The sequence below is a fragment of the Tardiphaga sp. 709 genome (genome assembly GCF_032401055.1).
In the GTDB taxonomy this organism is placed as follows: Bacteria; Pseudomonadota; Alphaproteobacteria; order Rhizobiales; family Xanthobacteraceae; genus Tardiphaga.
Genome location: NZ_CP135529.1, coordinates 4861423 through 4886660 on the forward strand (window position 1 = coordinate 4861423; position 25238 = coordinate 4886660).

At 62.4% G+C, this 25238-nt stretch carries 25 protein-coding genes; 13 read left to right on the plus strand and 12 right to left on the minus strand.

What is annotated here, in order from left to right; genetic code table 11:
- Positions 1 to 5: 5 nt before the first annotated feature.
- From lspA to RSO67_RS23600, 4 genes are all read right to left on the minus strand, one after another.
- Positions 6 to 527, minus strand: coding sequence for a signal peptidase II (gene lspA / locus RSO67_RS23585; protein WP_315840806.1), 522 nt, complete (start codon positions 525 to 527; stop codon positions 6 to 8).
- Complete coding sequence (gene ileS / locus RSO67_RS23590) at positions 500 to 3496, minus strand: isoleucine--tRNA ligase (RefSeq protein ID WP_315840807.1); 2997 nt, start codon at positions 3494 to 3496, stop codon at positions 500 to 502. Before ileS ends, lspA begins: the two co-directional genes overlap by 28 nt.
- A 198-nt stretch (positions 3497 to 3694) precedes the next feature.
- A complete protein-coding gene (locus RSO67_RS23595) occupies positions 3695 to 4255 on the minus strand; it encodes a sugar O-acetyltransferase (RefSeq protein ID WP_315844342.1) in 561 nt (186 codons plus the stop codon).
- On the minus strand, positions 4252 to 5223 hold the full coding sequence (locus tag RSO67_RS23600) for a bifunctional riboflavin kinase/FAD synthetase (RefSeq protein ID WP_315840808.1): 972 nt from the start codon (positions 5221 to 5223) through the stop codon (positions 4252 to 4254). Before RSO67_RS23600 ends, RSO67_RS23595 begins: the two co-directional genes overlap by 4 nt.
- Before the next feature lie 261 nt (positions 5224 to 5484).
- Between RSO67_RS23600 and RSO67_RS23605 the strand changes: the two genes are divergently transcribed.
- On the plus strand, positions 5485 to 5880 hold the full coding sequence (locus RSO67_RS23605) for a response regulator (protein WP_089263591.1): 396 nt from the start codon (positions 5485 to 5487) through the stop codon (positions 5878 to 5880).
- Between the two features lie 1123 nt (positions 5881 to 7003).
- On the opposite strand, the gene RSO67_RS23610 is transcribed toward RSO67_RS23605, so the two are convergent.
- The 4 genes from RSO67_RS23610 to RSO67_RS23625 form a co-directional block, all read right to left on the minus strand.
- Positions 7004 to 7858, minus strand: a complete 855-nt coding sequence (locus RSO67_RS23610) for a TIGR01459 family HAD-type hydrolase (RefSeq protein WP_315840809.1) — start codon at positions 7856 to 7858, stop codon at positions 7004 to 7006.
- Positions 7859 to 7873: 15 nt separating this feature from the next.
- Positions 7874 to 9361 (minus strand): EAL domain-containing protein, encoded by a 1488-nt coding sequence (locus tag RSO67_RS23615; RefSeq protein ID WP_315840810.1) that lies wholly within the window; start codon positions 9359 to 9361, stop codon positions 7874 to 7876.
- A gap of 152 nt (positions 9362 to 9513) precedes the next feature.
- Complete coding sequence (locus RSO67_RS23620) at positions 9514 to 10641, minus strand: YihY/virulence factor BrkB family protein (protein WP_315840811.1); 1128 nt, start codon at positions 10639 to 10641, stop codon at positions 9514 to 9516.
- The gene (locus RSO67_RS23625) at positions 10641 to 11234 is read right to left on the minus strand and encodes a phage holin family protein (RefSeq protein WP_315840812.1); all 594 of its coding nucleotides are present in this window, start codon (positions 11232 to 11234) and stop codon (positions 10641 to 10643) included. Before RSO67_RS23625 ends, RSO67_RS23620 begins: the two co-directional genes overlap by 1 nt.
- 338 nt (positions 11235 to 11572) lie before the next feature.
- Between RSO67_RS23625 and hisS the strand changes: the two genes are divergently transcribed.
- A complete protein-coding gene (hisS, locus tag RSO67_RS23630) occupies positions 11573 to 13081 on the plus strand; it encodes a histidine--tRNA ligase (RefSeq protein WP_315840813.1) in 1509 nt (502 codons plus the stop codon).
- 132 nt (positions 13082 to 13213) lie between these two features.
- Positions 13214 to 13417: a tautomerase family protein gene (locus RSO67_RS23635; RefSeq protein ID WP_068731140.1), complete on the plus strand. Its 204-nt coding sequence runs from the start codon at positions 13214 to 13216 to the stop codon at positions 13415 to 13417.
- A 3-nt stretch (positions 13418 to 13420) separates the two neighbouring features.
- On the opposite strand, the gene RSO67_RS23640 is transcribed toward RSO67_RS23635, so the two are convergent.
- The 3 genes from RSO67_RS23640 to RSO67_RS23650 form a co-directional block, all read right to left on the minus strand.
- Positions 13421 to 14212, minus strand: a complete 792-nt coding sequence (locus RSO67_RS23640; RefSeq protein WP_315840814.1) for a thioesterase family protein — start codon at positions 14210 to 14212, stop codon at positions 13421 to 13423.
- Between the two features lie 115 nt (positions 14213 to 14327).
- Complete coding sequence (locus RSO67_RS23645) at positions 14328 to 14870, minus strand: DUF3617 domain-containing protein (protein WP_315844343.1); 543 nt, start codon at positions 14868 to 14870, stop codon at positions 14328 to 14330.
- A gap of 50 nt (positions 14871 to 14920) precedes the next feature.
- Positions 14921 to 15214, minus strand: a complete 294-nt coding sequence (locus tag RSO67_RS23650) for a hypothetical protein (RefSeq protein ID WP_068731365.1) — start codon at positions 15212 to 15214, stop codon at positions 14921 to 14923.
- 164 nt (positions 15215 to 15378) lie between these two features.
- On the opposite strand from RSO67_RS23650, the gene RSO67_RS23655 reads away from it, so the two are divergent.
- The 4 genes from RSO67_RS23655 to RSO67_RS23670 all read left to right on the plus strand — a co-directional run bounded on the left by RSO67_RS23655 (position 15379) and on the right by RSO67_RS23670 (position 17984).
- Complete coding sequence (locus RSO67_RS23655) at positions 15379 to 15849, plus strand: hypothetical protein (protein WP_089261833.1); 471 nt, start codon at positions 15379 to 15381, stop codon at positions 15847 to 15849.
- An 86-nt stretch (positions 15850 to 15935) separates the two neighbouring features.
- Positions 15936 to 16622 carry a ribonuclease T2 family protein gene (locus RSO67_RS23660; RefSeq protein WP_120288589.1) on the plus strand — a complete coding sequence of 229 codons (687 nt, stop codon included), beginning with the start codon at positions 15936 to 15938 and terminating at the stop codon, positions 16620 to 16622.
- A 32-nt stretch (positions 16623 to 16654) separates the two neighbouring features.
- Entirely contained in the window at positions 16655 to 17515 is an 861-nt protein-coding gene (locus tag RSO67_RS23665) for a 23S rRNA (adenine(2030)-N(6))-methyltransferase RlmJ (RefSeq protein WP_315840815.1), read from the plus strand.
- Positions 17516 to 17768: 253 nt separating this feature from the next.
- Positions 17769 to 17984, plus strand: coding sequence for a cold-shock protein (locus RSO67_RS23670; protein ID WP_068731145.1), 216 nt, complete (start codon positions 17769 to 17771; stop codon positions 17982 to 17984).
- 149 nt (positions 17985 to 18133) lie between these two features.
- Here RSO67_RS23670 and RSO67_RS23675 read toward each other — a convergent pair whose 3' ends face one another.
- Positions 18134 to 18754 (minus strand): outer membrane protein, encoded by a 621-nt coding sequence (locus RSO67_RS23675; protein ID WP_068731146.1) that lies wholly within the window; start codon positions 18752 to 18754, stop codon positions 18134 to 18136.
- Positions 18755 to 19071: 317 nt separating this feature from the next.
- Between RSO67_RS23675 and uvrC the strand changes: the two genes are divergently transcribed.
- The 6 genes from uvrC to RSO67_RS23705 all read left to right on the plus strand — a co-directional run bounded on the left by uvrC (position 19072) and on the right by RSO67_RS23705 (position 25230).
- The gene (uvrC, locus tag RSO67_RS23680) at positions 19072 to 21165 is read left to right on the plus strand and encodes an excinuclease ABC subunit UvrC (protein WP_315840816.1); all 2094 of its coding nucleotides are present in this window, start codon (positions 19072 to 19074) and stop codon (positions 21163 to 21165) included.
- Between the two features lie 121 nt (positions 21166 to 21286).
- The gene (gene pgsA, locus RSO67_RS23685; RefSeq protein WP_315840817.1) at positions 21287 to 21898 is read left to right on the plus strand and encodes a CDP-diacylglycerol--glycerol-3-phosphate 3-phosphatidyltransferase; all 612 of its coding nucleotides are present in this window, start codon (positions 21287 to 21289) and stop codon (positions 21896 to 21898) included.
- Entirely contained in the window at positions 21895 to 22146 is a 252-nt protein-coding gene (gene moaD, locus RSO67_RS23690) for a molybdopterin converting factor subunit 1 (RefSeq protein WP_315840818.1), read from the plus strand. Before pgsA ends, moaD begins: the two co-directional genes overlap by 4 nt.
- Positions 22147 to 22170: 24 nt before the next feature.
- Positions 22171 to 22650, plus strand: a complete 480-nt coding sequence (locus RSO67_RS23695; RefSeq protein WP_315840819.1) for a molybdenum cofactor biosynthesis protein MoaE — start codon at positions 22171 to 22173, stop codon at positions 22648 to 22650.
- Positions 22650 to 23687, plus strand: a complete 1038-nt coding sequence (gene prmB, locus RSO67_RS23700) for a 50S ribosomal protein L3 N(5)-glutamine methyltransferase (RefSeq protein WP_315840820.1) — start codon at positions 22650 to 22652, stop codon at positions 23685 to 23687. The genes RSO67_RS23695 and prmB overlap by 1 nt, the downstream gene beginning before the upstream one ends.
- A 145-nt stretch (positions 23688 to 23832) precedes the next feature.
- Positions 23833 to 25230: an MATE family efflux transporter gene (locus RSO67_RS23705; protein ID WP_315840821.1), complete on the plus strand. Its 1398-nt coding sequence runs from the start codon at positions 23833 to 23835 to the stop codon at positions 25228 to 25230.
- Positions 25231 to 25238 lie beyond the last annotated feature (8 nt).

Consider the following 25238-nt stretch of genomic DNA (forward strand, 5'->3'; position numbering starts at 1 on the left):
TGGGATCAGGGCGCTTTTGCGGCGGGTACCGTGAAGAAAGAGTCATACAGCAGGGCCGCTACACCGGCAACAATGGCGACATCGGCAAGGTTAAACACGTACCAGTTGTAGGTCTTGCCGGATATTTCGACGTGCAGCAGGGCGAAATCGACCACGGCGCCATAGGCGAACCGGTCGATGGCATTGCCGATCGCGCCCCCGATGATCAGTCCCAGCCCGATCGTGGCCAGTCTGGTCTCGGATTTCGCCATCCAGACGGCCAGCGCCACCACCGCGATCGCCTTGATGGCCACCAGCACGATCTGGCCGGTCGGGCCAGAATCGGAGAACCAGCCGTAGCTGATGCCGGTATTCCAGGCCAGGACGAGATCGAAAAACGGCGTGACCGGGACCACGCCGCGATGGCCAAGATCGAAGGCATAGAGCAGCCACAGCTTCGTCGCCTGATCGAGGATCAGGATGACGATGGCTGCGATCAGCCCGGAGCGGACGGCTGGTTTCAAACAGCCACTCCCAGCGCCTTCCATTCCCGCAGCGCCTGCGCGTCGCGCGGGGTGACGTCGGGATACTCCTTGTCTTCGCCCACCGTCGGCAGGATCTTCCACGACCGCGCACATTTGGTGCCGACGGCCTTTTCCACCACCACGGCCACACCGGGCACGTCGTTCAGCGCGAAGGCGCCTGCCGGCGCTTCGGCATTGGTCAGCATCGCATTCGAGGTGATGCAGATCTCCGCGAGATCGACGTCGGCCAGAATGGCGAAGATCGCCTTGTCGGTGACATGGATCAGCGGCGAGGCTTCCAGCGACGAGCCGATGTTCTTGGCAGCACGTTCGACTTCCAGCGCGCCGGTGACGACGCGGCGGACGTTGCGGATGGTCTCCCACTTCGCGGCGAGCGCCTCGTTGCGCCATGCCGGCAGCGTCTTCTGGAACGGTTCGAGATGCACCGATACGGCCGCGCTGCCGTAGCGCGACAGCCACGCTTCCTCGGCGGTGAAGCTCAGAATGGGTGCGAACCAGGTCACGATCGAGCGGAACAGGTAATCGATCACGGTCAGCGACGCCTTGCGTGTCACCGACGACGGCGCGTCGCAATACAGCGTGTCCTTGCGGATGTCGAAATAGAACGCCGACAGTTCGGTGTTCATGAAGGCGGCGAGCGTGGCCACCACCGTCTTGTAGTCGAAATCGGTATAGGCCTGCCGCACCACGGCATCGACTTCCGAGAGACGATGCAGCATCAGCCGCTCGAGCTCCGGCATATCGTCTGCCTTTACGCGCTCCTCGTCGTGGAAATGCGCGAGGCTGCCGAGCATCCAGCGCACGCTGTTGCGCAGCTTGCGATAGGTCTCGATGGTGTTCTTGATGATCTCCGCGCCGATACGCTGGTCGTCGGCATAATCGGTGGCGCAGACCCACAGGCGCAGAATGTCGGCGCCGGAGTCCTTGATGATCTTCTGCGGCTCGATGGTGTTGCCGATCGATTTCGACATCTTGCGGCCGTTCTCGTCGAGCGTGAAGCCGTGAGTCAGCACGACGTCGAAGGGCGCGCGGCCGCGGGTGCCGCTGCTCTCCAGCAGTGACGACTGGAACCAGCCGCGGTGCTGGTCGGAGCCTTCCAGATACATGACGGTGTCCGCACCGCCCTCTACCTTGCGCTTGATGCCGGCAAGGCCGGGGAAGTGCACGGGGTCTTCGAGCACGAAGGCATGTGTGGAGCCTGAGTCGAACCAGACGTCGCAGATGTCGTCGACCTTCTTCCACTCCTCATTGGCAAGCGAGCCGAGGAAATGCTCGCGCGCGCCTTCGGCATACCAGGCGTCGGCGCCTTCCTTCTCGAACGCGTCGGCAATGCGCTTGTTGACGACCTCGTCCTGCAGGATCTCTGCGGAGCCGTCGCCTTTCTCGCGCACGAATACCGCGATCGGCACGCCCCAGGCGCGTTGGCGCGAGATCACCCAGTCGGGCTTGGTGTTGATCATGCCGTTGATGCGGTTCTGCCCGGTGGCCGGCACCCATTGCGTGATCTTGATGGCCTCGAGGGCACGGTGACGCAGCGTGTCGCCGGACTTCGCCTTGCCGTCGTCCAAAATGTCCTTGTCCATCGCGATGAACCACTGCGGCGTGTTGCGATAGATGACCGGCTTCTTGGAGCGCCAGGAATGCGGATACTGATGCTTAAGGCGCGCACGCGCCACCAGCATGCCGCGCTCGACCAGCGCCTTGATGACGGCCTCGTTGGCGTCACCCTTCTCGCCCTTGTCGTTGAGCACACGCGCACCGGTGAAGCCCGGCGCCTGTTCGGTGAGCGTGCCGTTCTCATCAACCGTATAGGGGATCGTGGTCGCGATGCCGCGCTCGGTGAGCTGGCGGCCATTCGACGTCCAGATATCGAAGTCGTCGCGGCCGTGGCTTGGCGCGGTATGCACGAAGCCGGTGCCGGTATCGTCGGTGACGTGATCGCCGTCGAGCAGCGGCACGATGAAATCATAGCCGCCGGCGAGACCCTTGAGCGGATGACGGCATTCCAGATCTTCGAGGATGTCCGAGGACAGCTCGCTGCTCTTCTTCCATGACGTGACGCGCGCCTGCTTGAACACGCTCTCGGCCAGTGCGTCGGCGAGGATCAGCAGATCGCCGGTCTTCAGCCAGTTATCCTCCGGCGCCTCGGTGACCTCATAGAGGCCGTAAGCGATCTTGCTGGAGAACGAGATGGCGCGGTTGGCCGGCAGCGTCCATGGTGTGGTCGTCCAGATCACCACTGCGGCCTTGGCGAGGCGGCCGAATTCGGCGGCGACCGGGAATTTCACCCACACCGCATCCGACGTGTAGTCCTCATATTCGACTTCGGCTTCGGCCAGCGCGGTCTTTTCCACCACGCTCCACATCACAGGCTTCGAGCCGCGATACAGCGTGCCATTGGCCGCGAACTTCATCAGCTCGCGCGCGATCTGCGCCTCGGCGAAATAGTCCATGGTGGCGTAGCGGCCGGCCCAGTCGCCGATGATGCCGAGGCGCTTGAATTCCTCGCGCTGGATGTCGAGCCACTTGTTGGCATAGGCACGGCATTCCTGGCGGAACGCGATCATCGCCGCGCCGTCCTTGAAGTTCGGCTTGGTCTTGCCCTTGGAGCGGTAGTTCTCTTCCTCGATCTTCCACTCGATCGGCAGGCCGTGACAGTCCCAGCCCGGCACGTAATTCGAGTCGAAGCCCAGCATCTGCTGGCTCTTGGTCACCACGTCCTTGAGGATCTTGTTGAGCGCATGCCCGATATGGATGTTGCCGTTCGCATAGGGCGGGCCGTCATGCAGCACGAATTTCGGCTTGCCCTTCGCGGTCTCGCGGAGCTTGCCGTAGAGGTCGATCTCGTTCCAGCGCGCCAGCATTTTCGGCTCGCTGGTCGGCAGGCCTGCGCGCATCGGAAATTCGGTCTGCGGCAAATAGAGGGTCTTGGAATAGTCGTGGGCTTCGGACTTGGTGGGCTTCTCGGACATGGGGGCTCTGGCTTGCTCGAAATGGCGCTGAAACGCGTGAAAACGCGATGAAACTGGACGGTCCCGGTCTTGCGCCGAGCGAAGCTCAGGCGGAAGCCGGGCCGATAATGCTTATGATGGGGCGCCGTGCAGACATCCGGCACTCAATAGCAGCCGGAACAGGGATCGCAAAGCGTCCTAACGGGGTTTTGACGCCGATCAGGCCTGCTTGCCGATTGGCCGGGCGGGATTGCCTGCCACGGTCTGGTTCGGGGCGACGTCCCGGGTCACCACGCTGCCGGCCCCGATCACCGCGCCGTCACCGATGGTCACGCCGGGCACGATGATGGCCCCGCCGCCGATCCAGACATCGGCGCCGATTTTGACCGGCCGGCCGAATTCCAGTCCGCTGCGGCGGGTCTCGGCGTCGCGGGGATGGTCGGCAGCGTAGATCTGCACGGCCGGGCCGATTTGCGTCCGGTCGCCGATGGAGACCTCGACGATGTCCAGGATCACGCAGTTGAAATTCAGGAAAACATTGTCGCCGAGATGGATGTTGTAGCCGTAGTCGCAGAAGAACGGCGGTCGGATGACGCAGTCGGCGCCGACTTTGCCGAAATGCTCGGCGAGCAGTGTCCGTCGTTCGGCCACAGGCCGGTCCAATTGCGCGTTGTATTTCGCGAGCCAGGCCTTGTTGGCCTTCTCGTCAGCGACCAGCTCGGGGCTGCCGGGGCGATAGAGTTCGCCCGCCAGCATTTTCTGCTTTTCGGTCCTGGTCAGTCGATGTCTCCCAGTTTCGGAAACGCATCCGGTGCGGCTGCCAGCGCGGCCCGCGCTTTGGTGCTGTCGTCGTCCATCTGGCGGATCAGCGGTTCGATGCCCTCGAATTTCATTTCATCGCGGATGAAGGCAATGAAGGCGACGTCCAGTGTCTGGCCGTAAAGGTCGCCCTTGAAGTCGAACAGGAACACTTCGAGCAGAGGCGCGCCGTTGTCGAAGGTCGGGCGGCGGCCGAACGACGCAACGCCGTCGAAGCGCTCGTTTCCACGGCCAACCCGCACGGCGTAGATGCCGTGCTTGAGGCCGCAATTGGTATTCAGGCGGATATTGGCGGTGGGATAGCCGAGGTCGCGGCCGAGCTTATTGCCGTGGATGATTTCGCCAGTAATGAACCACGGCCCGTTCAGCATCTCCGTGGCCTCGGTCACCTGGCCCTCGGCCAAGGCCATGCGGATCGCCGTCGATGACACCGGGCGCTCATCGATGTCGATATGCGGCTGCACATCGACCTCGATGCCGAGCCGCGGGGCTTCATTCACCAGCAGGCTGGGCGAACCGACGCGGCCTTTGCCGAAATGAAAGTCATAGCCGACGGCGATGCCGCTGATGCCGAGACGCTCAATGAGATCGTGGTGAATGAAGTCTTGCGCCGTGGTGCTGGCGCGTCCCTTGTCGAAGGTCATGACGACGGCGCCGGCGAGGCCGGTTCCTGCCAGCAGGCGCAGCTTGGCGGCTTCGTCGGAGAGCCGGAACTGCGGCGTGTTCGGGCTGAAGAAACTGCGCGGATGCGGCTCGAAGGTCACCGCCAAAGCGCTTGTTTTATGCAGTTCCGCCATGCGTAACGCAGCACCGATGACGGCGCGGTGGCCGAGATGGACACCGTCGAAATTACCCATTGCCACGACGCATCCGCGCGGGATGGCATTGGCAGGCGTTGTGTCGCGGATCACGCTGAAAGCAGTCGTCATGATTGGATTCGTTGGTGGTTTTGGCGGGTGAGGGACCGTGGCGCGCCCACCACGTCGAAGTCAAGCGAAGGTAAAATCGGCTTTCTTCTCGAATTTGACGAATTTCGCGCCATGGGGCGGTTAACTGGAAATTTAACCCACCCTGCTAATTCTTGCCCCAAGCCGCGGACAGCAATACTCGCCAATCCCGGTTGGAACGGTTTGCCTGACGGCAAATATCATTTTTTTGCATTTGCGTATCGTGCCTCAGGGGGAATGAAGATGGCGGTTGATTTGTCGATGACGGTGCTGGTGGTGGACGATTACAACACCATGATCCGCATCATTCGCAATCTTCTGAAGCAGCTTGGTTTCGAACACATCGACGATGCCAGCGATGGTTCGATGGCGCTGGAAAAGATGCGCACCAAGAAGTATGGCCTGGTGATTTCAGACTGGAACATGGAGCCGATGACGGGCTACGACCTGCTCAAGGAAGTCCGCGCCGACCCCAACCTGTCGCAGACCCCTTTCATCATGATCACGGCAGAATCCAAGACCGAGAACGTGATTGCCGCCAAGAAGGCCGGCGTGAACAACTACATCGTCAAGCCGTTCAACGCGGCGACGCTGAAGACCAAGATCGAAGCCGTGTTCCCCGACACCGTGCCGGCGTAAGCCGCGCAGCTTCGCACAGAGCTTTCGAGTTTCGCAATGCCCGGCCTCGTGCCGGGCGTTTTGCGTTTCGGCTCCCTCTGTTATTCCGGGGTGTGCGTCGCCGGCGAAGCCGGCAGAGCGCGAACCTCAGCCGCTCCACGAGAGTGGCGGGGAATCCCGATCCAAGCTCGTCATTCCGGGGCGCAAAGGACCGCGAAGCGGGCCGGCGCGAACCCGGAATCCCGGAGTGTTTCGCGCTGAACAGGTCAGGATTCCGGGTTCGTCCGCGCGAAGGCGCGCAGCCGCCCCGGAAAGACAGTGTGAGGCGGCAAATAGCGCCTAAACATTTTTTCCTACCTCCCGTTGACAATATACCTATAAAGTTTATATTCCACTTCGTCCTGCCCCACCGAGAGGGGCGATCGCGATCGTCACGTTCGCGGGGTGGGATGCGGTGGACGCCGGAGATGCGGCGTCGCGCGGTTCATGGATGACGTCTGTCTTCGGGCAGGACGGATCTGCGCCAGCACTGCCACTGGCAAGGAGACGGCCGACCTTGGGATGGAAAGACCCCTGGACAGTGTGACGGACGACCAACTCGAAACGCGTCCGGCTTACTCGCTTGAGGCTCCCTGTCCCTCCGCCGTGGGACCATCATTTTGGTGATCGGACCGTTCGCCAAGGCAAAGTGCAAGCAGGCTGAAAAAACACCGTATGCGGAACGTCGGGCACTCGCTCGACGCCTCCGAAAGTCCTGATGCACTCACACTTGCGGAAGACCGCATTCGCATCAGGCCCAAGGGTGCAACGGGCACCCGGCGTTCCGCACGCCCTCTCACAGGAGGGCGGGAATGCAAGCGACGACGGCGCCCCCGCGCCGCAAACAATGGGGGCGATGACGCATGTCTGAAGCACCGTGGCTGTTTGACAGTTAAATCCGTGAAGACGTGACGCGCGAACGCTCAACACAAACGCCGTCATGCCCGGCGCATGCCGGGTATCCACGCCTTAGTCACACATGAAGGAAGACGTGGATGGCCGGGTCAAGCCCGGCCATGACGTGGGGAGAAGCCTGGGATCATTGCGAAGCTCGCTTTGCGCCATCCGGCCATGACGAGAGCGTCATCCCATTCTATGTTTCAGCTCACCACTTCAATTCGCGCATCAGCGCTTTCGGTGGATGGCCGAACAGTTCCTTCACTTCCGCGGCGCCCATCTGTTCGATGCCTTCGAAATCGCCGGCATGGATGCCGCGGGTGACGAACAACAGGTCGATGCTATAGGCATGCGCGCCGGCGAGGTCGGTGCGCACGGAATCGCCGATCGCCAGCACGCGATCCAGCGCCGTGTCCTTGCCGCGCTTTGTTTTGGCCAGCGCCATGGCCTGATCGTAGATCGGCCGATGCGGCTTGCCGTAGAAGATCACCTCGCCGCCCATCTCGCGATACAGTTCAGCGACCGCGCCGGCGCAGTAGATCAAGCGGTCGCCGCGTTCGACGATGATGTCGGGATTGGCGCAGACGAGCGTCAGCTTGCGCGCCAGTGCTTGTTGCATCATGTCGCGATAGTCGTCGGCGGATTCGGTCTCGTCGTCGAACAATCCGCTGCAGACGATGTAGTCGGCCTGTTCGAGCGGCGTGAGCTTCACATCGAGGCCGCGATGGATCGAACTGTCGCGGTCCGGCCCGATCAGATACATCGCCTGACCCGGCCGGCCGGCGACGAAATTGCGTGTGAGGTCACCTGACGAGACGATGGCGTCATAGGTGTCGTCGGCGACGCCGAGCTTGCGCAACTGCCGCTGCACGGAGTCGGCGGGGCGCGGCGCATTGGTGATCATGATCACCGTGCCGCCCTTGGCGCGAAACGTATGCAACGCCTCGCAGGCTTCGGGGAACGACTCGAGGCCGTTATGGACGACGCCCCAGATGTCGCTGAGGACGACATCGACATTGCCCGTGAGATCGCGCAAGCGCTCGGCGAAACGTAGTGTGGTCATTGGGTTGAGGGCCGTTCAGTTCGGGCCGGTGGCGCGGCGCGCCAGCGCGGCATTGCCGGTGGAGCGCGGCGGCTCAGGCCGCGCAGGCGTGGTTGGGGCAGAGATCGCTGGGCCATTGGGGTTCGTGGGGGCCTTGGCAAGTTCCCTAGCGGGTTCCTTGGTAGCAGGATTTGGCGCACCACCATTGGCCGGCGTTTCCGGCCGGAGCGGGCGGGGCGCCGCGAACAGGAAGCCTTGCCCGAACCGGACGTCGAAGTCGAGCAGGTCGACCACGGCCCGTTCGCCCTCGATTCGCTCGGCGATCAGGTCGATTCCGAACCTGCCGAGCAGGTCGGAGAGATCGGCGGGGTGAATGTCGGAATTCGACGTCTGCTTGGGGTCGAGCAGGAGTGCTGCCGGTACCTTGATAAAGCGCACGCCACGATCGGCGAGGTCGCGCGGCTCGATCCGCAAATCCGTGACGTGATCGATGGAGAAGCGGTAGCCGCGCTGGGCGAGGGCGGCGAGATGCTCGCTCTCGATCGGGCCGAGATTGCGGAACACGTTCTGCTTGAATTCCAGCACGAAGGATGGCGCCAGCGCGCGATTGGCTTCGAGAAAGTCGATGCATTGCGCGAAAGTTTCGGCATTCGACAGGGTTGCGCCGGCCATGTTGCAGAACACGCCGACATCCTTGTTGCGCACCATCAGGCGGCGCAGCACCTGCATGCAGCGCAGCAGCACGATGTGGTCGATCTGGCCCATCAGGCCTGCGGCTTCTGCGGGACCGATGAACTCGTCGGCGGTGATTACCTGATCCTTGTCGTCGCGCAGCCGGGTCATCGCCTCGTAGAAGCGCACCTTGCGCTGCGGCAGCGTGACCATCGGCTGCAGATAGATGTCGATGCGGTTGTCGGCGATGGCATCCTTCACCATGGCGGTGAACTGCGCATTGTCGCGCGCCGGCTTTGCCTCCGGCTTGACGACGATGGCGGGCGCCGTCGGTGTCACGGTGTCTTCGGCGACCTCGACGGCGGGCGGCACATCGGCAGCGGTCACGGCTTTGACCGGCGGCGATGGCGGCGCGATCGCCGCCGAAACAGTCGCCGGCGCAGGCATTGCTGTCAGCATGTCCTCATGGGTGGCGACCGATGTAGCGAGTTGCTTCACCAGCGCGCCCAATTCGCCGATCTCACCGGCGACGGTCTGGATACGGTCCTGATTGGCTGTGCCGGCGGATGCGATCTTGCTCTCGACCACGGCGAGCCGGCGGCCGAATTCGGCGACCTGCCGGGCAAGGTCGGCGGTGCCGCGCGACAGATCGGTGATCTGGCCGGTGGATTCGGTGCGGTCTTTGATACGCATCGACACCGCGTTGTAGAGGATCATCACGGTAAGCGCCGTCAGTGCGACGATGGCCGATTCGTAGCCGCTGATGCCGGCGATCGCATACAGCACCAGGCCAAGCGAAGCTGAGACCAGCACCATGCAAATGCCGACAAAAATCGTGGAGATGCGGATCATAACGCGCGCAACATCCTCAAATCCAAACTCCTGAACGGCGCGGCGGAGGCACGGCCGCGAGCGCTTCCGCGCTAAGTGTACGGGGAAGCTTAGCATTATTGTTGATTCGGAAAGCAGGGCTGGGAGAACTTGCCCACCGGTGCTTTTGCACCTCAGATGCTGGCGCGGCCCAGCGTATCGGCCATGGCAGCGCCACGTGCGCCCATCGGTCGTCCCGGTCCGACGGTGGTATCCACGGCGGTCTGGTGTTCGATCTCGGAATTCAGTTCGGCCCCGCACAGAACGATGATCGCGGACATCCACATCCACATCATCAGACCGATGGCGGCACCGAGCGAGCCGTAAGTGGCGCTGTAATTGCCGAAATTCGACAGGTACCAGGACAGCAGCGCCGAGCCGGCGAGCCAGAGCAAGGCGGCGACGAGGGTGCCGATGCTGAGCCATTCCCAGCGCGCGCCGGGGCGGCTCGGGCCGAAGCGGTAGAGGATGCCGAGCGCCAGCACGACAATTAGCAGCAAGAGCGGCCAGCGGGCGAGGCTGATGATCGTCTTGCTGTCGGTCGCGAGACCGATCCGGTCCAGCGTCAGCGGCAGCGCAACGATGGCGCTCACCATGAGAAGGAGCGCGGCGATGGCACCGGTGGTGAAAGCGAGCGAGAGCATATTGAGCTTGATGAAGCTGCGCTTCTCGCGTTCGCCATAGACGACATTGAGCGCATCGATCACGGCCTTCACGCCGGCATTGGCGCTCCACAGCGCCAGCGCAAGGCCGAACAGGAAGGTGAGGCCGAGTTTGGCCTGGCCATTGGCGAGCACGCGCGCGATCTGGTCCTGCACGATCTGGAACGAGCCATCCGGCAGCATCAGTGCCAGCGTCTGCAGATTGTCGGAGATCGTCGAGGCATCGGCGAACAGCCCGTAGCAGGAAACCAGCGCAGTGATCGCCGGAAACACCGCGAGCAGGCCGAAGAACACTACGCCGGCCGCAATGGCCAGCAACCGGTCTTCATTGATCTGCTCATAGGTCCGCCAAAGCACGTCCTTCCAGCCCGTCCATGGAATCTGCAGCGGGCTGGACGAATGGCGGCCGCGGCCGGACTGGGCGAGTTCGCGGGTGAATGTCGCCGCTGGCGGGATGTCGGTGTCGCCGATCGGTTGCGGCTCATCGACAACGGACCTCTCCACCTTCCGCGCCGAGAAAAAGCTCTGCAACGCGAGCACGGCAAAGGTTGTCGCCGCGACAAGCAGCAGACTGTCCGCGTCGGATCGGCGGACGGCCATCAGGCGTTCGCTTTGCTCACAGGTCTGCGGGCAGGGGCCGGCTGCGCAAGGCTGCGGCGCCGGGCGAAAGCCCAGCCGGCAAGCGTCGCGGCGAGCACCAGTCCAGCTTTCACCGGGCCGCTGCTCTGCGAGGACTGGACAGGGCGTGTGCTCGGCCTGAATTCATTGGGTGCGGCTGCACGATGGGGTGCTGCCGAGATCGTCTGCTCATGCTGGCTGGGGCTCGCATTGATCGCGACACGCAAGCGGCTCCCTAAGCTTGGAAACTGCTTCGCCGGACGTTTCAGCCGGCTCGCCGCAAGGACGGCGAAGAGGACAGCGAGCACCAGCAGTAGTCCGCCGGTTGCGCCAAAGGCCTGAAACAGCCCGTAGCGCAGTTCGACCCAACGAAACAGCGCGGCAGCGCCGACGAGCAAGGTGGCGATCAGGAAGACGCCTGCGGCGGCATAGAGTCCGGCAGCAACCGCGTAAGAGACCGCGATGCCCTGGGTCTGCTCACTGCGGTCACGGACATATGACGACGTGGCGCGCTTGACCTGATTGAGCTTGAGCGCGAGCCCTGTTTGCAGCAGGGCACTTGCGAGCGGTGGCATATGGAAAGCCTCGTTCTGCGCCGGCCAAAATATGAATGTTGCGGCGACCGGCATTTAAAATTGAACGGGGAGGCATGACGAAGGTTCCGCGACCATTGCTGTCATTCCGGGGCGCGTCGATCCGCGAAGCGGGACGGCGCGAACCTCAGCCACTCCAATTGGAGTGGCGGGGAATTTCGAAGTGATGAGCGCCCCTTCGCAACCGGTTCAGAAGTGATGAACATGAGGGGATTCCGGGCTCGCGACCGCCGCCTTCGGCGTCGCTCTCGCCCCGGAATGACGAGTGGGTTTCCACCGCTGCGCTTGCCGGTTCCTGCCTGCGCTGGTACCACGCCGCTATGAGCGAAAAGTCTGAAAAGCCCAAAAAACCCCAGAAACTGCGCGCGCGTCTGCCGCGTGGCCTTGGCGACCGCGGACCGGCAGATATAGCCGCGACCCGGCGCATGACCGACACCATCCACGAGGTCTATGAGCGCTACGGCTTCGAGCCGGTCGAGACCCCGACCATGGAATTCACCGATGCGCTCGGCAAGTTCCTGCCCGATCAGGACCGGCCCAATGAAGGCGTGTTCTCGTTTCAGGATGACGACGAGCAGTGGATCTCGCTGCGCTACGACCTGACCGCGCCGCTGGCGCGTTATGTTGCCGAACACTGGGACGCGCTGCCGAAGCCGTATCGCAGCTACCGCGCAGGTTACGTCTATCGCAACGAGAAGCCAGGCCCCGGCCGCTTCCGCCAGTTCATGCAGTTCGATGCCGACACCGTCGGTTCCGGCTCGCCGGCGGCAGATGCCGAGATGTGCATGATGGCGGCCGATACGATGGAAGCGCTGGGCATTCCGCGCGGCAGCTATGTGGTGCGCGTCAACAATCGCAAGGTGCTCGACGGGGTGATGGAGAGCATCGGCCTCGGCGGCGACGAGAACGCCGGACGCCGCCTCACCGTGCTGCGTGCCATCGACAAGATGGATAAGTTTCCGGTTGATGAAATCAAGAAGCTGCTCGGCCCCGGCCGCTGGGATGGCGGCGAGGAAGGCAAGGGCGATTTCACCAAGGGTGCGGGACTCTCGCCGGACGATTCCGAAACCGTGTTGCGGAGCCTCGACGCGGCGAGCGAGCCGACGGCGACGCTCGATAGCTCCGATGCATACAAGCAGGGACGCGCCGAGCTTGCCGAGATCGAAAAGCTGATCACTGCGGCGGGCTATCAAACTGATCGCATCAAGATCGATCCGTCTGTCGTGCGCGGCCTCGAATACTACACAGGCCCGGTCTACGAAGTTGAACTCACGCTCGAAACCAAAGACGAAAAGGGCCGTCCCGTTCGCTTCGGCTCCGTCGGCGGCGGTGGTCGTTACGACGGTCTCGTCTCGCGCTTCCGCGGCGAGCTTGTGCCGGCCACCGGCTTCTCGATTGGTGTGTCGCGCCTGCAGGCGGCGCTGACGCTGCTCGGCAAGATCGATACCACGCCACAGCCGGGCCCGGTGGTTGTGACCGTGTTCGATCGCGACCGTGTCGCCGATTATCAGAAGATGGTTGCGAGCCTGCGCAATGCCGGCATCCGCGCCGAACTCTATCTCGGCAATCCCAAGAGCATGGGCAACCAGCTGAAATATGCCGACCGGCGCAATTCGCCCTGTGTGATCATTCAAGGCTCCGACGAAAAGGCGACCAGCGAAGTGATGCTGAAGGATCTGATCCTCGGTGCCGGATTGTCGGATCTGGAAGGCGATCGCGAGGCCTATCTGCAGAAGCAGGCAGATGCGCAGACCAAGGTTGCGGAAGCCGATCTCGTCAGTGCTGTCCGCAAGATTCTCGACAAGCATGGCGTGACTTGGGGCTCATAACCATCCCTTGATCGTCATGCCCGGGCTTGTCCCGGGCATCCACGTCTTGTTTGATACAGTCGATTGAGAAAGTCGTGGATGGCCGGGACAAGCCCGGCCATGACGAGAGTGAAATCATAATGGGAGACATCAATGCCTGAGATCACGATCAACCTGGCGGCCGGCCGCACCGACGAGCAGAAGAAGGGCATGATGCTCGACATTACCCAGGCGCTGGTGAAGAACCTCGGCGTCACCGCCGATGCCGTCGTCATCCAGATCAATGAAGCGCCGCTCAACAACAAGATGAAGGGTGGCCAGACCTTCGTCGAGCGCGCAGCCGCCGCGAAGAAGTAAGTTCTACCCGAACACCGCAACATTCTGACGGCTGGCCATGATTGGCTGGCCGTTTCGATTCCACAGGGTCATCGCCTGACTCGAATAGCCGTCGGCGATCTGCTCGGCGACGTTGTGGATCAGCCACCAGCCATCGTCGGTCGTGATATTGTCGGTCAGCATGTCGATCGACCAGGTCATGGTCGAGATCGGGGAGGGCGCCTTGGAGCGCGCCGAGGCTGCCGGCGGCGGCGCATCGGCCAGAGCAAGCAGGGCGACCAGCGAAGGTTTGATCGCAGGCTCGCGGTGCCGCAGCCACAGCGTCATCTGTGGATCGTCGCTGCCGCTGAACGGCGGCGAGCCGCTGACATAACGCCCTTCAATATGCTGCACGAAGCGCAAGGTTGGCGGGGCGCTCTTGAAAAAGTCAGGGCAAGTTTCCGGCGCCTTGAGTTCTGGCGTTCCGATGGCGACATGCGAGAAAGCGGATTCTCTGGCAGCACCGAAACAGAACATGGCCCGGGTCGCGAGACCCGCTTCACCGATCAGATCGATAGTCGCGAACAGCGTCGACTTGCCCTTGCGCAGCACGCTCGCCTTCAGCTGCAACTGCCCCGATGCCGGGCCGATGAAGGCGATCTGTGCGGAGCGCAGCGGCGGCACATCGCCGAATTCATTCAGTGCGGCCTGCATGCACAGCGCAGAGGCCAGTCCGCCATAGACAGTGCGGCCCTGCAGCCAGTCGTCGCTGACATGGGCGTTCCAGCCATCGCCGGACTTGGCCATGCCGGCCATCAATGCGGTGAATTCGGTCATCGCGTGTTCCTGATGTTTCCTGTCGCCGGCGTCGTAACGCGCCATTGGGATGATTAGCATCATCTATAGCGGGGAACGCAGCGGCGGGAAACATCCAGTCAGCGGGCGCGCTGCTCTATTGCGGCCGGCGCATGCCCTTCATCTTCTCCATGTCTTTGACATTCATCTTCATGCCGCCGGGCATCATGATGTCACCGGGCTTCTGGTCCGGCTTGCAGGCGCCGAGCCATTTTGCTTCCAGCTGCGTGGTGCTGTCGCCAGTGTTGGCCTTGGCGCCGCCCGAACTCTGCGAGGTGATCTTCATCGTATAGGCAGAGTTGAAATCGCCGGTGATCTCGGCATGCGACGTGCTGGTGGTGCCACCGATATTGCAGACCGAATCCGTGACATAGCCCGTCGCGGTCTTCTTCATCTCGTTCTTCGAACACATGTCCTTCGCCATCGGCGAGAAGGTCGTGTTCATGAACTTGTCGGTGGTCTCGTCGGTGCAGTGCTGCATCGTCATGCCGGGCATCCCGGCGCTGCCATGCATCTTCATTTCCCAGAGCCCGGCCTTGCGCGCCGGCAACTCGATGGGATCGGCGATGGCGGGTATTGCCCACAACATCGCAGTCGCGCTCAAAACGGAAATATTCAACAGTGAAACACAGCGTCGCATCATGCTTGGTTCTCCCCAAGCCGATGAGACGCTGTGTCGCGTGAAAAGGTTCAGTAGCGAACGCGGAGCGGCCGATCCGAGGCGCCATAGGGCACCCAGCGGCAGGCGAACGAGACGTAGGCGCCATATTCCTGCGGTGCGCTCAGGAATTTCACGACCTTGCCGTAACGCGCGCAATGATCGATCGCCAGGGCCCGAATGTCGGTCTGGCTGATCAGGGATGTGGAGATGATGCCGCCGGTGTCATTGCCCTTGAATGGAGGCACCCAGTCGGCCTTGGCCGCGCTGCTCATGATCGCACCGCTCAGACCTGCAGCCAAAATCGCCAACCGAATCATTCGCATCACCGTCTCCATCGTTATGGGCACCTTAGAGGGCATCGGCGACGCTGAAAAGAACGCCGTCCGGGTTCTGACAGAGTTGTGCGCTGGGTGTGGCCGCGATGCACTTGACCCTGCACGGGCTTCGCGGCACGTTCCGGGAACAATCATCAGACGGCGGATTCCCCATGCGCGACCTCATTTCATCCTGGAAGAAAGCCGTCCTGGCTGCCGTTACCGGCGCCGTTCTCGGGCTTATGACCCTGGCTCCGGGCGCACAGGCTGCGAACCTGCTCGAGCTGAACTTCTGGCTGTCCGGGCCGAACTACGAGGGCCGTCTGGCGGATTGCGAAGCTGGTCTCTCGACGATTTCGTCGCAGTTCCAGGACAAGGAAAGCACCTTCTGGAATTCGGCGCTGCAGATTACCGGCTTCAGCCGAGTCCACGAGACGGCCTTCCGCCCTTGGACCTCCGACAACATCCCGCGCCGCTACTGCACCGCCGACGCGATGCTGACCGATGGCAAGACGCGCCAGGTGCATTACTCGATCATCGAGGATGGCGGCTTTGCCGGCTACGGCCAGGGCGTGGAATGGTGCGTCGTCGGTCTCGACCGCGACTGGGCCTATAACCCGCGTTGCCGGGCGGCGAAGCACTAAGCTTCGTTTGCGGATCCAACCCATTTTGTTCTTGAATTGTTCTTGATGCCTGATTAGGTTTGCCCTTCTCAGGGGTGGGGCGCGTCATGTTTCAGGCATTTCGACTTGTCATTTCGCTTGGGTTTCTCGCGCTCGCGGCGCTGAGCGTCGATCCGGCCTCAGCACAGGACCGCCGGCAGAACGCGCCGGGCGAATTCGATTTTTACGTATTGTCGCTGTCGTGGTCGCCGAGTTTCTGCGAGGCGGCCCAGGAGCGCGGTGGCAACAACCGCTCGGCCCAGATGCAATGCGGCGGCCGGCCTTACTCTTTCGTGGTTCATGGCCTGTGGCCGCAATATGACCGCGGCTTCCCGAATTACTGCGAGCGTCCGGCCCCGCGGCTGGCACGCAATATCATGCAGTCGATGCTCGACCTGATGCCGGCGCCCGGCCTGATCTTCAATGAATGGGACAAGCACGGCACCTGCTCCGGCCTCGGCCAGCGCGCCTATTTCGAAGCCATCCGCAAGGCGCGCGCCGGCGTCAAAATTCCCGACGAGTTTCTCGATCTGCAGCAGGCCAAGACAATTGCGCCTGACGCAATCGAGGAAGCCTTCATCAAGGTCAATCCGGGTCTCAGCAATTCGGCCATCGCCGTGACCTGCGATCGAAACCGCCTGACCGAGGTCCGGGTCTGCATGAGCAAGGATCTCCAGTTCCGCGCCTGCGAGGAGATTGACCGCCGCGCCTGCCGCCGCGATCAGGTGGTGATGCCGCCGATGCGAGGCGGCTAGCTCAAACCGCCATCGTAGCGTACTGCTGGCGCATGAATTATCGCCACGCCTTCCACGCCGGCAACTTTGCCGATGTCATCAAGCATATCGTGCTGGTCCGCATCCTGACCCATCTGCAGGAGAAGCCGGCGCCGTTCCGCGTCATCGACAGTCATGCCGGCGCCGGGCTCTATGACCTGACCGGCGATGAAGCCACGCGCTCCGGCGAATGGACCACCGGCATCGCGCGCGCCCTGCAGGCGCGGTTCAGCGAAGCCAGTGTGCCGCTGGTCGCGCCCTATCTCGACATTGTCCGGTCATTCAATGCGCCGCGCGAACTCAAGGCCTATCCCGGCTCGCCGCTGATCGCGCGCGCCTTGATGCGGCCGCAGGACAGCATGGTGTGCTGCGAGGTCGAGCCGCAGGCGCGCAAGAAGCTGATCTCTGCGCTGCGCAGGGACGAGCAGGCGCGCGTGGTCGATATCGATGGCTGGATCGGTCTGCCGGCCTATGTGCCGCCGAAGGAACGACGCGGCGTGGTGCTGATCGATCCGCCCTATGAAGATAAGAACGAATTCGCGCGGATGGCTGCAGTGTTCGAGCAGGTCTATGCCAAATGGGCGACCGGCATTTACATGCTGTGGTATCCCGCCAAGAGCCGCCGCGCCACCGATGAGCTGGCGCAGCACGTCGCCGCGACGGCTGCTGCATCCGCCACGCCTGGTAGATGTCTGCGCCTCGAATTCAGCGTTGCACCGCAAACGGCGGATGGTCCGCTGACCTCGACGGGACTTTTGATCGTCAATCCGCCGTGGAAGCTCGCTGCGGAGCTCAAGGAAATCCTGCCGCAACTCGAGAAGCCGCTTGGCCTTGGCGGCGCCGGACGCTTCCGGCTCGAGACGGCCAAACCCTGACGTCGCACAGCCTGCGCTGAACTACGCAAACTCCAACTATCAAACGGCGCCGCCAAAAACGGTAGTCAATCCCGGTGGAACCGTATTAAGCTGCTGTCATTATGACTGGCTTTACGTTCCGCTTCCGCGAATGGTTGCGGCGGAGTGACGTGGCCCAAATCGATATTGAAACAAGGCCTAGCTTCCGTGGAGTGAATGTCCGGTCGGTCGCAGCGCGAAAGCGCCGCGGCGGAGCATTGCGGGGAGGGACCCGATGGGCATGAGCGGTACGGTCAAGTTTTTCAATGGCGAGCGTGGCTACGGCTTCATCAAGCCGGACGATGGCGGACGGGACGTGTTTGTGCACATTACCGCAGTCGAGCGCGCCGGCTTGAAGGACCTGATCGAAGGACAGCGGATCACCTTCGAGGTCGAGCCCGACAAGAAGGGCAAGGGCCCCAAAGCGGTCAATCTGGTCATCACAGGATAGCGGCGGATCCAGCTTGGGAGTGGGCCATAAAAAAATCCCGGCCGCAGCGCGGCCGGGAGTGGATGGCGATGGTTTCTTGTACTTGGAGATGACGTATCTGGAGACGAAGTACTTGAGCAGAGTTCCGGATGCGGCGTCCGGAGCCGAACCTAGAAGTGATAGTTCACGCCGATACGCACAGTGCCGAAGCTGAGCGCGCTGTCGGTACCCGTGAGCGTGTAGGTGTTCTTGGACAGATCGACATAGAGATATTCGATCTTGGCGGTCCAGTTCTGGTAGATGCCGACTTCGGCGCCGACACCCGCGGTCCAGCCGACCGAAGTCTGCGACTGCTGCAGGCCGTTGAGCTCGGCTTCGAGGCTGCCGAAGGAGAGACCAGCGGTGCCGTAGAGCAGCACGTTGTTGAAGGCGTAGCCGATGCGGCCGCGCGCGGTGCCGAACCAGGGGTTCGAGAACTTGTAGGTGGCGAAGCGGTCATCTGCGCCAGTGCCCTGCAGATCGCCTTCGAGACCGAACACGATGTTGCCGCTCTGCCAGTTGTAACCGCCGGTCACGCCGCCCGCGATGCCCGAGGGCTTCGCGCCGGTGTTGGAGACGCTGCCCCATTCGTAACCGAGAGTGGCGCCGAGATACGGGCCGGCCCAGCTATAGGCATTGAGCGGCTGGGCAACGGTATAGGGCGCGCGCGACCGGTAAGGCATGTCCGCCGCATGTGCTGTTGTCGCACCTGCAGCCACGAGGGCGACTGCCGCGAACGCAAACTTACTCATCTCAACTCTCCAAAATACGCGTTACTGCCGGCCCATGGGAGCGCGCTCGGGATCTGCCGAACGAAGCCTTAGGGTTACGGAATTCCATCATTTATCGAGACGATTTATCGAGAGTTTTAGATTAAGCGGTCCTTAACGGCCCTGAGCGGCGCCGTATTGGCGTTAAAAGAGTCTTACTTTTGACAATCCGCGAATTTCCCGTGTGGACAGCCAAAATCCTGTGGCTTGCTGCAAGCCCCCGATAAACCGGTTGTTACACGGGCATTCGGGGCGGTCGGATGCTGGCGATGGCCCGCCGCAGCGCCTAAATTGGGCTCATGATTCAAGACCCCACCGAGCCGCTGCACGAGACGCCATCTGAGCCCGCGGCAGAGCCAGGTTCCGACAGCCCTAGTTCCGGAGAGGGCATCCAGTCCACCTTGCAGGCACCACCCGATCTCGAACCGGAACCCGCGGTCGCCGACGACGAGGAAGACGGCGCGCTCCCGGATGCTGGCGATGACGATTTCGGCGACGTGGTCGCCGAAGGCCCGCTGGCGATCGGCCGCGCGGCCATCGAACATGCCGTGCGCCATGCGCCTACATCGCCGGGCGTCTACCGGATGCTGAATGCGGCCAACGACGTGCTGTATGTCGGCAAGGCCAAGAACGTGAAGAAGCGGCTGTCGTCCTATGCAAGGCCGACCGGGCAGGTGATGCGCATCGCGCGCATGATCGCGGCGACCGTGGTGGTGGAGATCATCTCGACCGCGACCGAGACCGAGGCGCTGCTGCTCGAGGCCAATCTCATCAAGCAGCTGCGTCCGCGCTTCAACGTACAGCTCCGTGACGACAAGTCCTTTCCGTATATTCTGATCTCGGGCGATCACTGGGCACCCCAGATTCTGAAACATCGTGGCGCGCAGTCGCGGCCCGGCCGCTATTTCGGTCCATTCGCGTCGGTGGGCGCGGTCAACCGCACCATCACGGCACTGCAGCGCGCGTTTCTGGTGCGGTCGTGCACGGATTCATTTTTCGAGAGCCGCACGCGCCCGTGTCTGCTGTATCAAATCCGCCGCTGCTCTGGCCCCTGCACCGGCGAGATCGATTTTCCCGGCTATACCGAACTGGTGCGTGAAGCGAAGGACTTCCTGTCCGGCCGCAGCCGCGCGGTGAAGCAGCTATTGGCCGGCGAAATGGAGAAAGCGTCGGACGAACTCGCCTTCGAGCGCGCCGCGCTGTATCGCGACCGTCTTGCGGCATTGTCTGCGATCCAGTCGCAGCAGGGCATCAATCCGCGCACCGTGGAGGAGGCCGACGTCTTCGCCATCCATCAGGAGGGCGGCTATTCCTGTGTCGAGGTGTTCTTCTTCCGCACCGGCCAGAACTGGGGCAACCGCGCCTACTTCCCCAAGGCCGAGAAATCATACACGCCGGAGGAAGTGCTGGGCTCATTCCTGGCGCAGTTCTACGAGGACAAGCCGCCGCCGAAGATGGTGCTGCTGTCGCATGCCATCGAGGAAAGCGAGCTGCTGGCCAGCGCGCTCGGCGTCAAGGCAGGTTTCAAGGTCGAGGTGCTGACACCGCAGCGCGGCGAAAAGAAAGAGCTGGTCGTCCATGCGCTGACCAACGCCCGCGAGGCGCTTGGCCGCAAGCTCGCCGACACGGCGACGCAGACGCGTCTGCTGGAAGGCATGTCGAAGATGGCGGGCATGGCCACCGTGCCGAAGCGTATTGAGGTCTATGACAACAGCCACATCCAGGGCACCAACGCGGTCGGTGCCATGATCGTGGCGGGGCCGGATGGCTTCATCAAGAATCAGTACCGCAAGTTCAACATCAAGTCGGAAGGGCTCACGCCCGGTGACGACTACGGGATGATGAAGGAGGTGCTGCAGCGCCGTTTCAAGCGGCTGCTGGCGCCGCCGGCTGAAGGGGAAGCGGCGAAGCCGAAGGACGATGACGTGCCGCTCTGGCCCGATCTGGTCATCATCGATGGCGGCCGCGGCCAGCTCAATGCGGTCAAGGAAATCTTCGACGAGCTGAAACTGACCGATGTGACCCTGATGGCGGTGGCCAAGGGGCCGGATCGCGACGCCGGCCGCGAGACGATGTTCATTCCTGGCCGCGAGGCTATCAAATTGGAGCCCCGGGACCCCGTTCTGTATTTTATCCAGCGGCTGCGCGACGAGGCGCATCGGTTCGTCATCGGATCGCACCGCACACTGCGCAAGAAGGACATCCGCGAGGCCGGATTGCAGGAAATCCCGGGGATCGGCCCAACCCGCAAGCGGGCACTCCTGCACCATTTCGGAACGCTGAAGGAGATTGAGCGGGCCTCGGTGGGCGACCTTGGCAAGGTTCCCGGCATCTCGGCCGAGAGCGCCCGCAAGATTTTCGACTTTTTCCACCCCCAGCCCGGGGCCCGATGACCGCGAAGATGAACGAGACGTAATCTGGCTGTCGCATGCCTTGGGGCAGTTTTGCGGTAAACTGAGCCGCCCCGCTTCGCTGGCGGTTGACCTCCGCGCTCTGGCAGTATTGGTAAGACGGATGACAGAGACCACGAGACGGGCCGCGAATTCCGCGATGTCCCTGCCAAATATCCTGACCATGACCCGCATTGCCGCCATTCCGGTGGTGGTCGGCTGCATCTATTCGCAATCGATCATGGATGGCCCGCTATGGCTGCGCTGGGTTGCGCTGGCCGTCTTCATCGGCGCCGCGGTCACGGATTTTCTCGATGGCTATTACGCCCGGATCTGGAATCAGCAGTCGGCCTTTGGCCGGATGCTCGATCCGATCGCCGACAAGCTGCTGGTCGCCTCCTGCCTGCTGATGCTGGCGGCCGATGGTATCATCCATGGCTGGACCCTGTGGGCTGCCATCGTGATCCTGTGCCGCGAAATTCTGGTCTCGGGCCTTCGCGAATATCTCGCCGCGCTCCGTGTCAGTGTCCCGGTCACCAAGGTGGCGAAGTGGAAGACGACGGCCCAGCTGATCGCGATCGGCTTCCTGCTGGCCGGCGAGGCCGGCGATCAGGTGATCCCGATCACCACGCAGCTCGGCCTGCTGCTGTTGTGGATTTCGGCGCTCGTCACCATCTACACAGGCTACGACTATTTCCGTTCCGGCATTCATCACCTCATCGCGGAGGATGCATGAAGGTTGTCTACTTCGCCTGGGTGCGCGAACGCATCGGCAAGGCCGAAGAGACGGTCGAGCCGCCAGCAGCCGTGCGCACTGTCGGCGATCTGATCGGATGGCTGAGCACGCGCGGCGACGAATATGCCTATGCATTCGAGACGCCGAAGGTGATCCGCGTCGCCATCGACCACACCCATGTGCGGCCCGACACCGTCATCGCTGGCGCCCGCGAGATTGCATTCTTCCCGCCGATGACCGGCGGCTGATTTACCAACGACTGCGTTGATCTCATGACCTCCAACGTGACCATCCGCATTCAGGATGCCGATTTCGACGTCTCCAGCGAGATCGCCGCGCTGACGGCTAGCCGGACCGATATCGGCGCGGTGGTCACATTCAGCGGCATCTGCCGCGGCCAAGAAAACTTAAGTGGCAGCGGCGACGCAACCACGGCGCTGACGTTGGAGCATTATCCCGGCATGGCCGAGGCGGAGATCGCGCGCCATGCCGACGAGGCGATGAGCCGCTGGCCGCTGACCGGATTGACGATCGTTCACCGCGTCGGCCGCATCCTGCCCGGCGAGAATATCATGGTGGTGCTGACCGCGTCGGCGCACCGCCAGGCGGCGTTTCAGGCCGCCGAGTTTCTGATGGATTACCTCAAGGCGCATGCTCCGTTCTGGAAGCGCGAGGAAACCGCCGGTGGCAGCAGCTGGATTGCTGCGAAGACCGACGATGACGACGCCGCGGCGCGCTGGGATAAAAACTGATGGCAAAGAAGACTGTGAAGACAATCGCGAAGAAGGCGGTCAGGAAATCTGCGCGCAAGGCTTCTGCAAAGGCAAAGACCTCCGTGAAGAAGATCGCAACGGCGACCCTCCCGAAGGTGGCGCCGGGCGAGCTGGCGACATTGCTCGACTATGTGCGCTACGCCACCAGCCGTTTCATCGAGGCCCGGCTCTCTTTTGCGCATGGCACCACCGATCCCGTGGCCGAAGCCGCCTTCATCGTCTGCGAAGTCCTGCATCTGCATCCCGACCAGTTCGAGAATTTCGCCATGGCGCGGGTAACTGCGGCCGAAGGCAAGCAGATCCTCGACATCATTCATCGCCGCGTGACGACGCGCAAACCGGCGGCCTATCTGCTCAACAAGATCTATATGCGCGGCCTGCCGTTCTATGTGGACGAGCGCACTATCGTGCCGCGTTCCTTTATCGGCGAATTGCTGGATTCGCATTTCAGCGGTGACGACGGCGAAGGCGGATCGCTGATTGACGATCCCATGGAGATCGAAAGCGTGCTGGATCTTTGCACAGGTTCTGGCTGCATTGCGATCCTGGCCAGCCAGTCGTTCCCTAATGCGCAGGTCGACGCCGTCGATCTGTCGCCCGCAGCGCTCGCCGTCGCCATGCGCAACGTCATCGATTACGGTCTCGACGAGCGACTGACGCTTTACAAGGGCGATCTGTTCGAACCGCTCGGAGATACCCGCTACGATCTCATCATCACCAATCCGCCTTATGTCGATGCACAGGGCATGGCGGATTTGCCGGATGAATGCCTGGCCGAACCCGCGATGGCATTCGATGGCGGCGATGATGGGCTCGATATCGTCAGGAAGATCATTGAACAGGCTGGCGATCACCTGAACCCGCATGGCGGTTTGTTGTGTGAAATCGGTCGCGGCCGCGCCAATGTCGATGAAGCCTTTCCCGATCTGCCGTTGATCTGGCTGGACACTGAAGACTCCGAAGGCGAGGTGTTCTGGGTGTCCGCTGCTGCGCTGCAAGGTCGCGGCGTCGGCTAGTTCGGCATCTGGCCAAATACGCCCGTAGCGTTTATCACGGCACCTTCACGCGCATTTTGATGTGTGAATGTCCGACATCGTTGTCGGACGGATTTTGACGCGACAGCCCTTGCAGCCGCGTCACTCAAATCGAGTGAAGGATTCCATGCTGTTGGCTGTCGGTCGGAAAGCGCCAACGCGCGATCTGTGGCTCACCGAGTTGCGGGCGACGCTTGCGCTCGGCTGGCCGCTGATCCTGACCAATCTGGCACAGATCGCACTGACGACGACCGACGTAATCATTCTCGGCCGCGTGAGCGCGGAGGCTCTGGCTGCGTCGGCGCTGGGCGTGAATCTCTATTTCGCGCTTCTGATTTTCGCCATCGGTCTTGTCACGGCGACGTCGCCGATGATGGCGGAGGCGATCGGCCGTAAGCTGCATGCGGTGCGCGATGTCCGGCGGACGTTCCGGCAAGGTTTGTGGACAGCGCTCATCGTCTCGGTGCCGGCGTGGATCGTCCTCTGGCATGCCGAGGCGATCTTGTTGCTGTTCGGTCAGGAGGCGCAGGCCGCTGCCGACGCCCAGAGCTTCGTGCACATGTTGCAGTGGGGCTTCCTGCCTGCGCTGGGCTTCATCGTGCTGCGCTCATTCGTTGCCGCCGTGCAACGCCCACTCTGGGCACTGGTGGTGACGGGCGTCACCATTCTGTTCAATGCTGCTGCCAACTGGGTCCTGGTGTTCGGCCATCTCGGATTTCCGGAGATGGGTTTGCGCGGCTCCGGTCTTGCGACCACGCTGTCGAATATCTTTCTGTTCGCAGTCTTTGCGCTCGTCGTCGGATGGCATCCGAAGTTTCGGCGCTATCGTCTATTCGGCAACTGGTGGCGTGCCGACTGGCCGCGCCTTGCAAAGCTATGGCGCATCGGTCTGCCGATCGGCGCGACGCTCGCATTCGAAATCACCGTCTTCAATGCGGCGGTGTTCCTGATGGGGCAGTTTGGAACGGCCGCCATCGCGGCGCACGCGATTGCAATCCAGATCGCATCGATCTCCTTCATGGTGCCGATGGGACTGAGCCAGGCGGCAACTGTCCGCGTTGGATTGGCCAAAGGCGCCGTGGATCGCGATGGCATCACGCGAGCAGGATGGACTGCATTCGGCCTTGCGGTGGTATTCATGGCGTCGATGAGCATGTTGTTGCTGGCTGCGCCGCGTCTCCTGATTGGCGCCTTCATCGATCTGAGCAATCCCGCCAATGCCGTCGTCATCGATACGGCAATGTCGTTTCTGTTTTGTGCGGCGGTGTTCCAGATTGCGGACGGCGCGCAGTCGGTGGCTGCAGGGATGCTGCGCGGATTGCAGGATACGCGCGTGCCGATGATCTTTGCCGCATTGGGCTATTGGGGCTTCGGCATGGGTCTCAGCCTGCTGTTCGCATTCAAGCTGGGCTTCGGCGGCGTCGGCATCTGGATCGGGCTAGCAGCGGGTCTGGCGGTCGTTGCACCGGTCATGCTTTGGCGTTGGACCCGGCGCGAGCAACTCGGGCTCGTGCCGGCGACTTGAGCCAAATA

What these genes read in the sequence shown, in the direction of transcription:
- RSO67_RS23635 (WP_068731140.1), top strand. Translation starts at nt 13,214, where the DNA reads ATGCCTGAGATCACGATCAACCTGGCGGCCGGCCGCACCGACGAGCAG.
- RSO67_RS23605 (WP_089263591.1), top strand. Translation starts at nt 5,485, where the DNA reads ATGGCGGTTGATTTGTCGATGACGGTGCTGGTGGTGGACGATTACAAC.
- RSO67_RS23695 (WP_315840819.1), top strand. Translation starts at nt 22,171, where the DNA reads ATGACCTCCAACGTGACCATCCGCATTCAGGATGCCGATTTCGACGTC.
- RSO67_RS23675 (WP_068731146.1), bottom strand. Translation starts at nt 18,754, where the DNA reads ATGAGTAAGTTTGCGTTCGCGGCAGTCGCCCTCGTGGCTGCAGGTGCG.
- RSO67_RS23660 (WP_120288589.1), top strand. Translation starts at nt 15,936, where the DNA reads ATGTTTCAGGCATTTCGACTTGTCATTTCGCTTGGGTTTCTCGCGCTC.
- RSO67_RS23620 (WP_315840811.1), bottom strand. Translation starts at nt 10,641, where the DNA reads ATGGCCGTCCGCCGATCCGACGCGGACAGTCTGCTGCTTGTCGCGGCG.
- RSO67_RS23655 (WP_089261833.1), top strand. Translation starts at nt 15,379, where the DNA reads ATGCGCGACCTCATTTCATCCTGGAAGAAAGCCGTCCTGGCTGCCGTT.
- prmB (WP_315840820.1), top strand. Translation starts at nt 22,650, where the DNA reads ATGGCAAAGAAGACTGTGAAGACAATCGCGAAGAAGGCGGTCAGGAAA.
- RSO67_RS23625 (WP_315840812.1), bottom strand. Translation starts at nt 11,234, where the DNA reads ATGCCACCGCTCGCAAGTGCCCTGCTGCAAACAGGGCTCGCGCTCAAG.
- hisS (WP_315840813.1), top strand. Translation starts at nt 11,573, where the DNA reads ATGAGCGAAAAGTCTGAAAAGCCCAAAAAACCCCAGAAACTGCGCGCG.
- pgsA (WP_315840817.1), top strand. Translation starts at nt 21,287, where the DNA reads ATGACAGAGACCACGAGACGGGCCGCGAATTCCGCGATGTCCCTGCCA.
- RSO67_RS23650 (WP_068731365.1), bottom strand. Translation starts at nt 15,214, where the DNA reads ATGCGAATGATTCGGTTGGCGATTTTGGCTGCAGGTCTGAGCGGTGCG.
- RSO67_RS23610 (WP_315840809.1), bottom strand. Translation starts at nt 7,858, where the DNA reads ATGACCACACTACGTTTCGCCGAGCGCTTGCGCGATCTCACGGGCAAT.
- RSO67_RS23665 (WP_315840815.1), top strand. Translation starts at nt 16,655, where the DNA reads ATGAATTATCGCCACGCCTTCCACGCCGGCAACTTTGCCGATGTCATC.
- RSO67_RS23645 (WP_315844343.1), bottom strand. Translation starts at nt 14,870, where the DNA reads ATGCGACGCTGTGTTTCACTGTTGAATATTTCCGTTTTGAGCGCGACT.
- RSO67_RS23640 (WP_315840814.1), bottom strand. Translation starts at nt 14,212, where the DNA reads ATGACCGAATTCACCGCATTGATGGCCGGCATGGCCAAGTCCGGCGAT.
- uvrC (WP_315840816.1), top strand. Translation starts at nt 19,072, where the DNA reads ATGATTCAAGACCCCACCGAGCCGCTGCACGAGACGCCATCTGAGCCC.
- RSO67_RS23615 (WP_315840810.1), bottom strand. Translation starts at nt 9,361, where the DNA reads ATGATCCGCATCTCCACGATTTTTGTCGGCATTTGCATGGTGCTGGTC.
- RSO67_RS23705 (WP_315840821.1), top strand. Translation starts at nt 23,833, where the DNA reads ATGCTGTTGGCTGTCGGTCGGAAAGCGCCAACGCGCGATCTGTGGCTC.
- ileS (WP_315840807.1), bottom strand. Translation starts at nt 3,496, where the DNA reads ATGTCCGAGAAGCCCACCAAGTCCGAAGCCCACGACTATTCCAAGACC.
- moaD (WP_315840818.1), top strand. Translation starts at nt 21,895, where the DNA reads ATGAAGGTTGTCTACTTCGCCTGGGTGCGCGAACGCATCGGCAAGGCC.
- RSO67_RS23670 (WP_068731145.1), top strand. Translation starts at nt 17,769, where the DNA reads ATGGGCATGAGCGGTACGGTCAAGTTTTTCAATGGCGAGCGTGGCTAC.
- RSO67_RS23600 (WP_315840808.1), bottom strand. Translation starts at nt 5,223, where the DNA reads ATGACGACTGCTTTCAGCGTGATCCGCGACACAACGCCTGCCAATGCC.
- lspA (WP_315840806.1), bottom strand. Translation starts at nt 527, where the DNA reads ATGGAAGGCGCTGGGAGTGGCTGTTTGAAACCAGCCGTCCGCTCCGGG.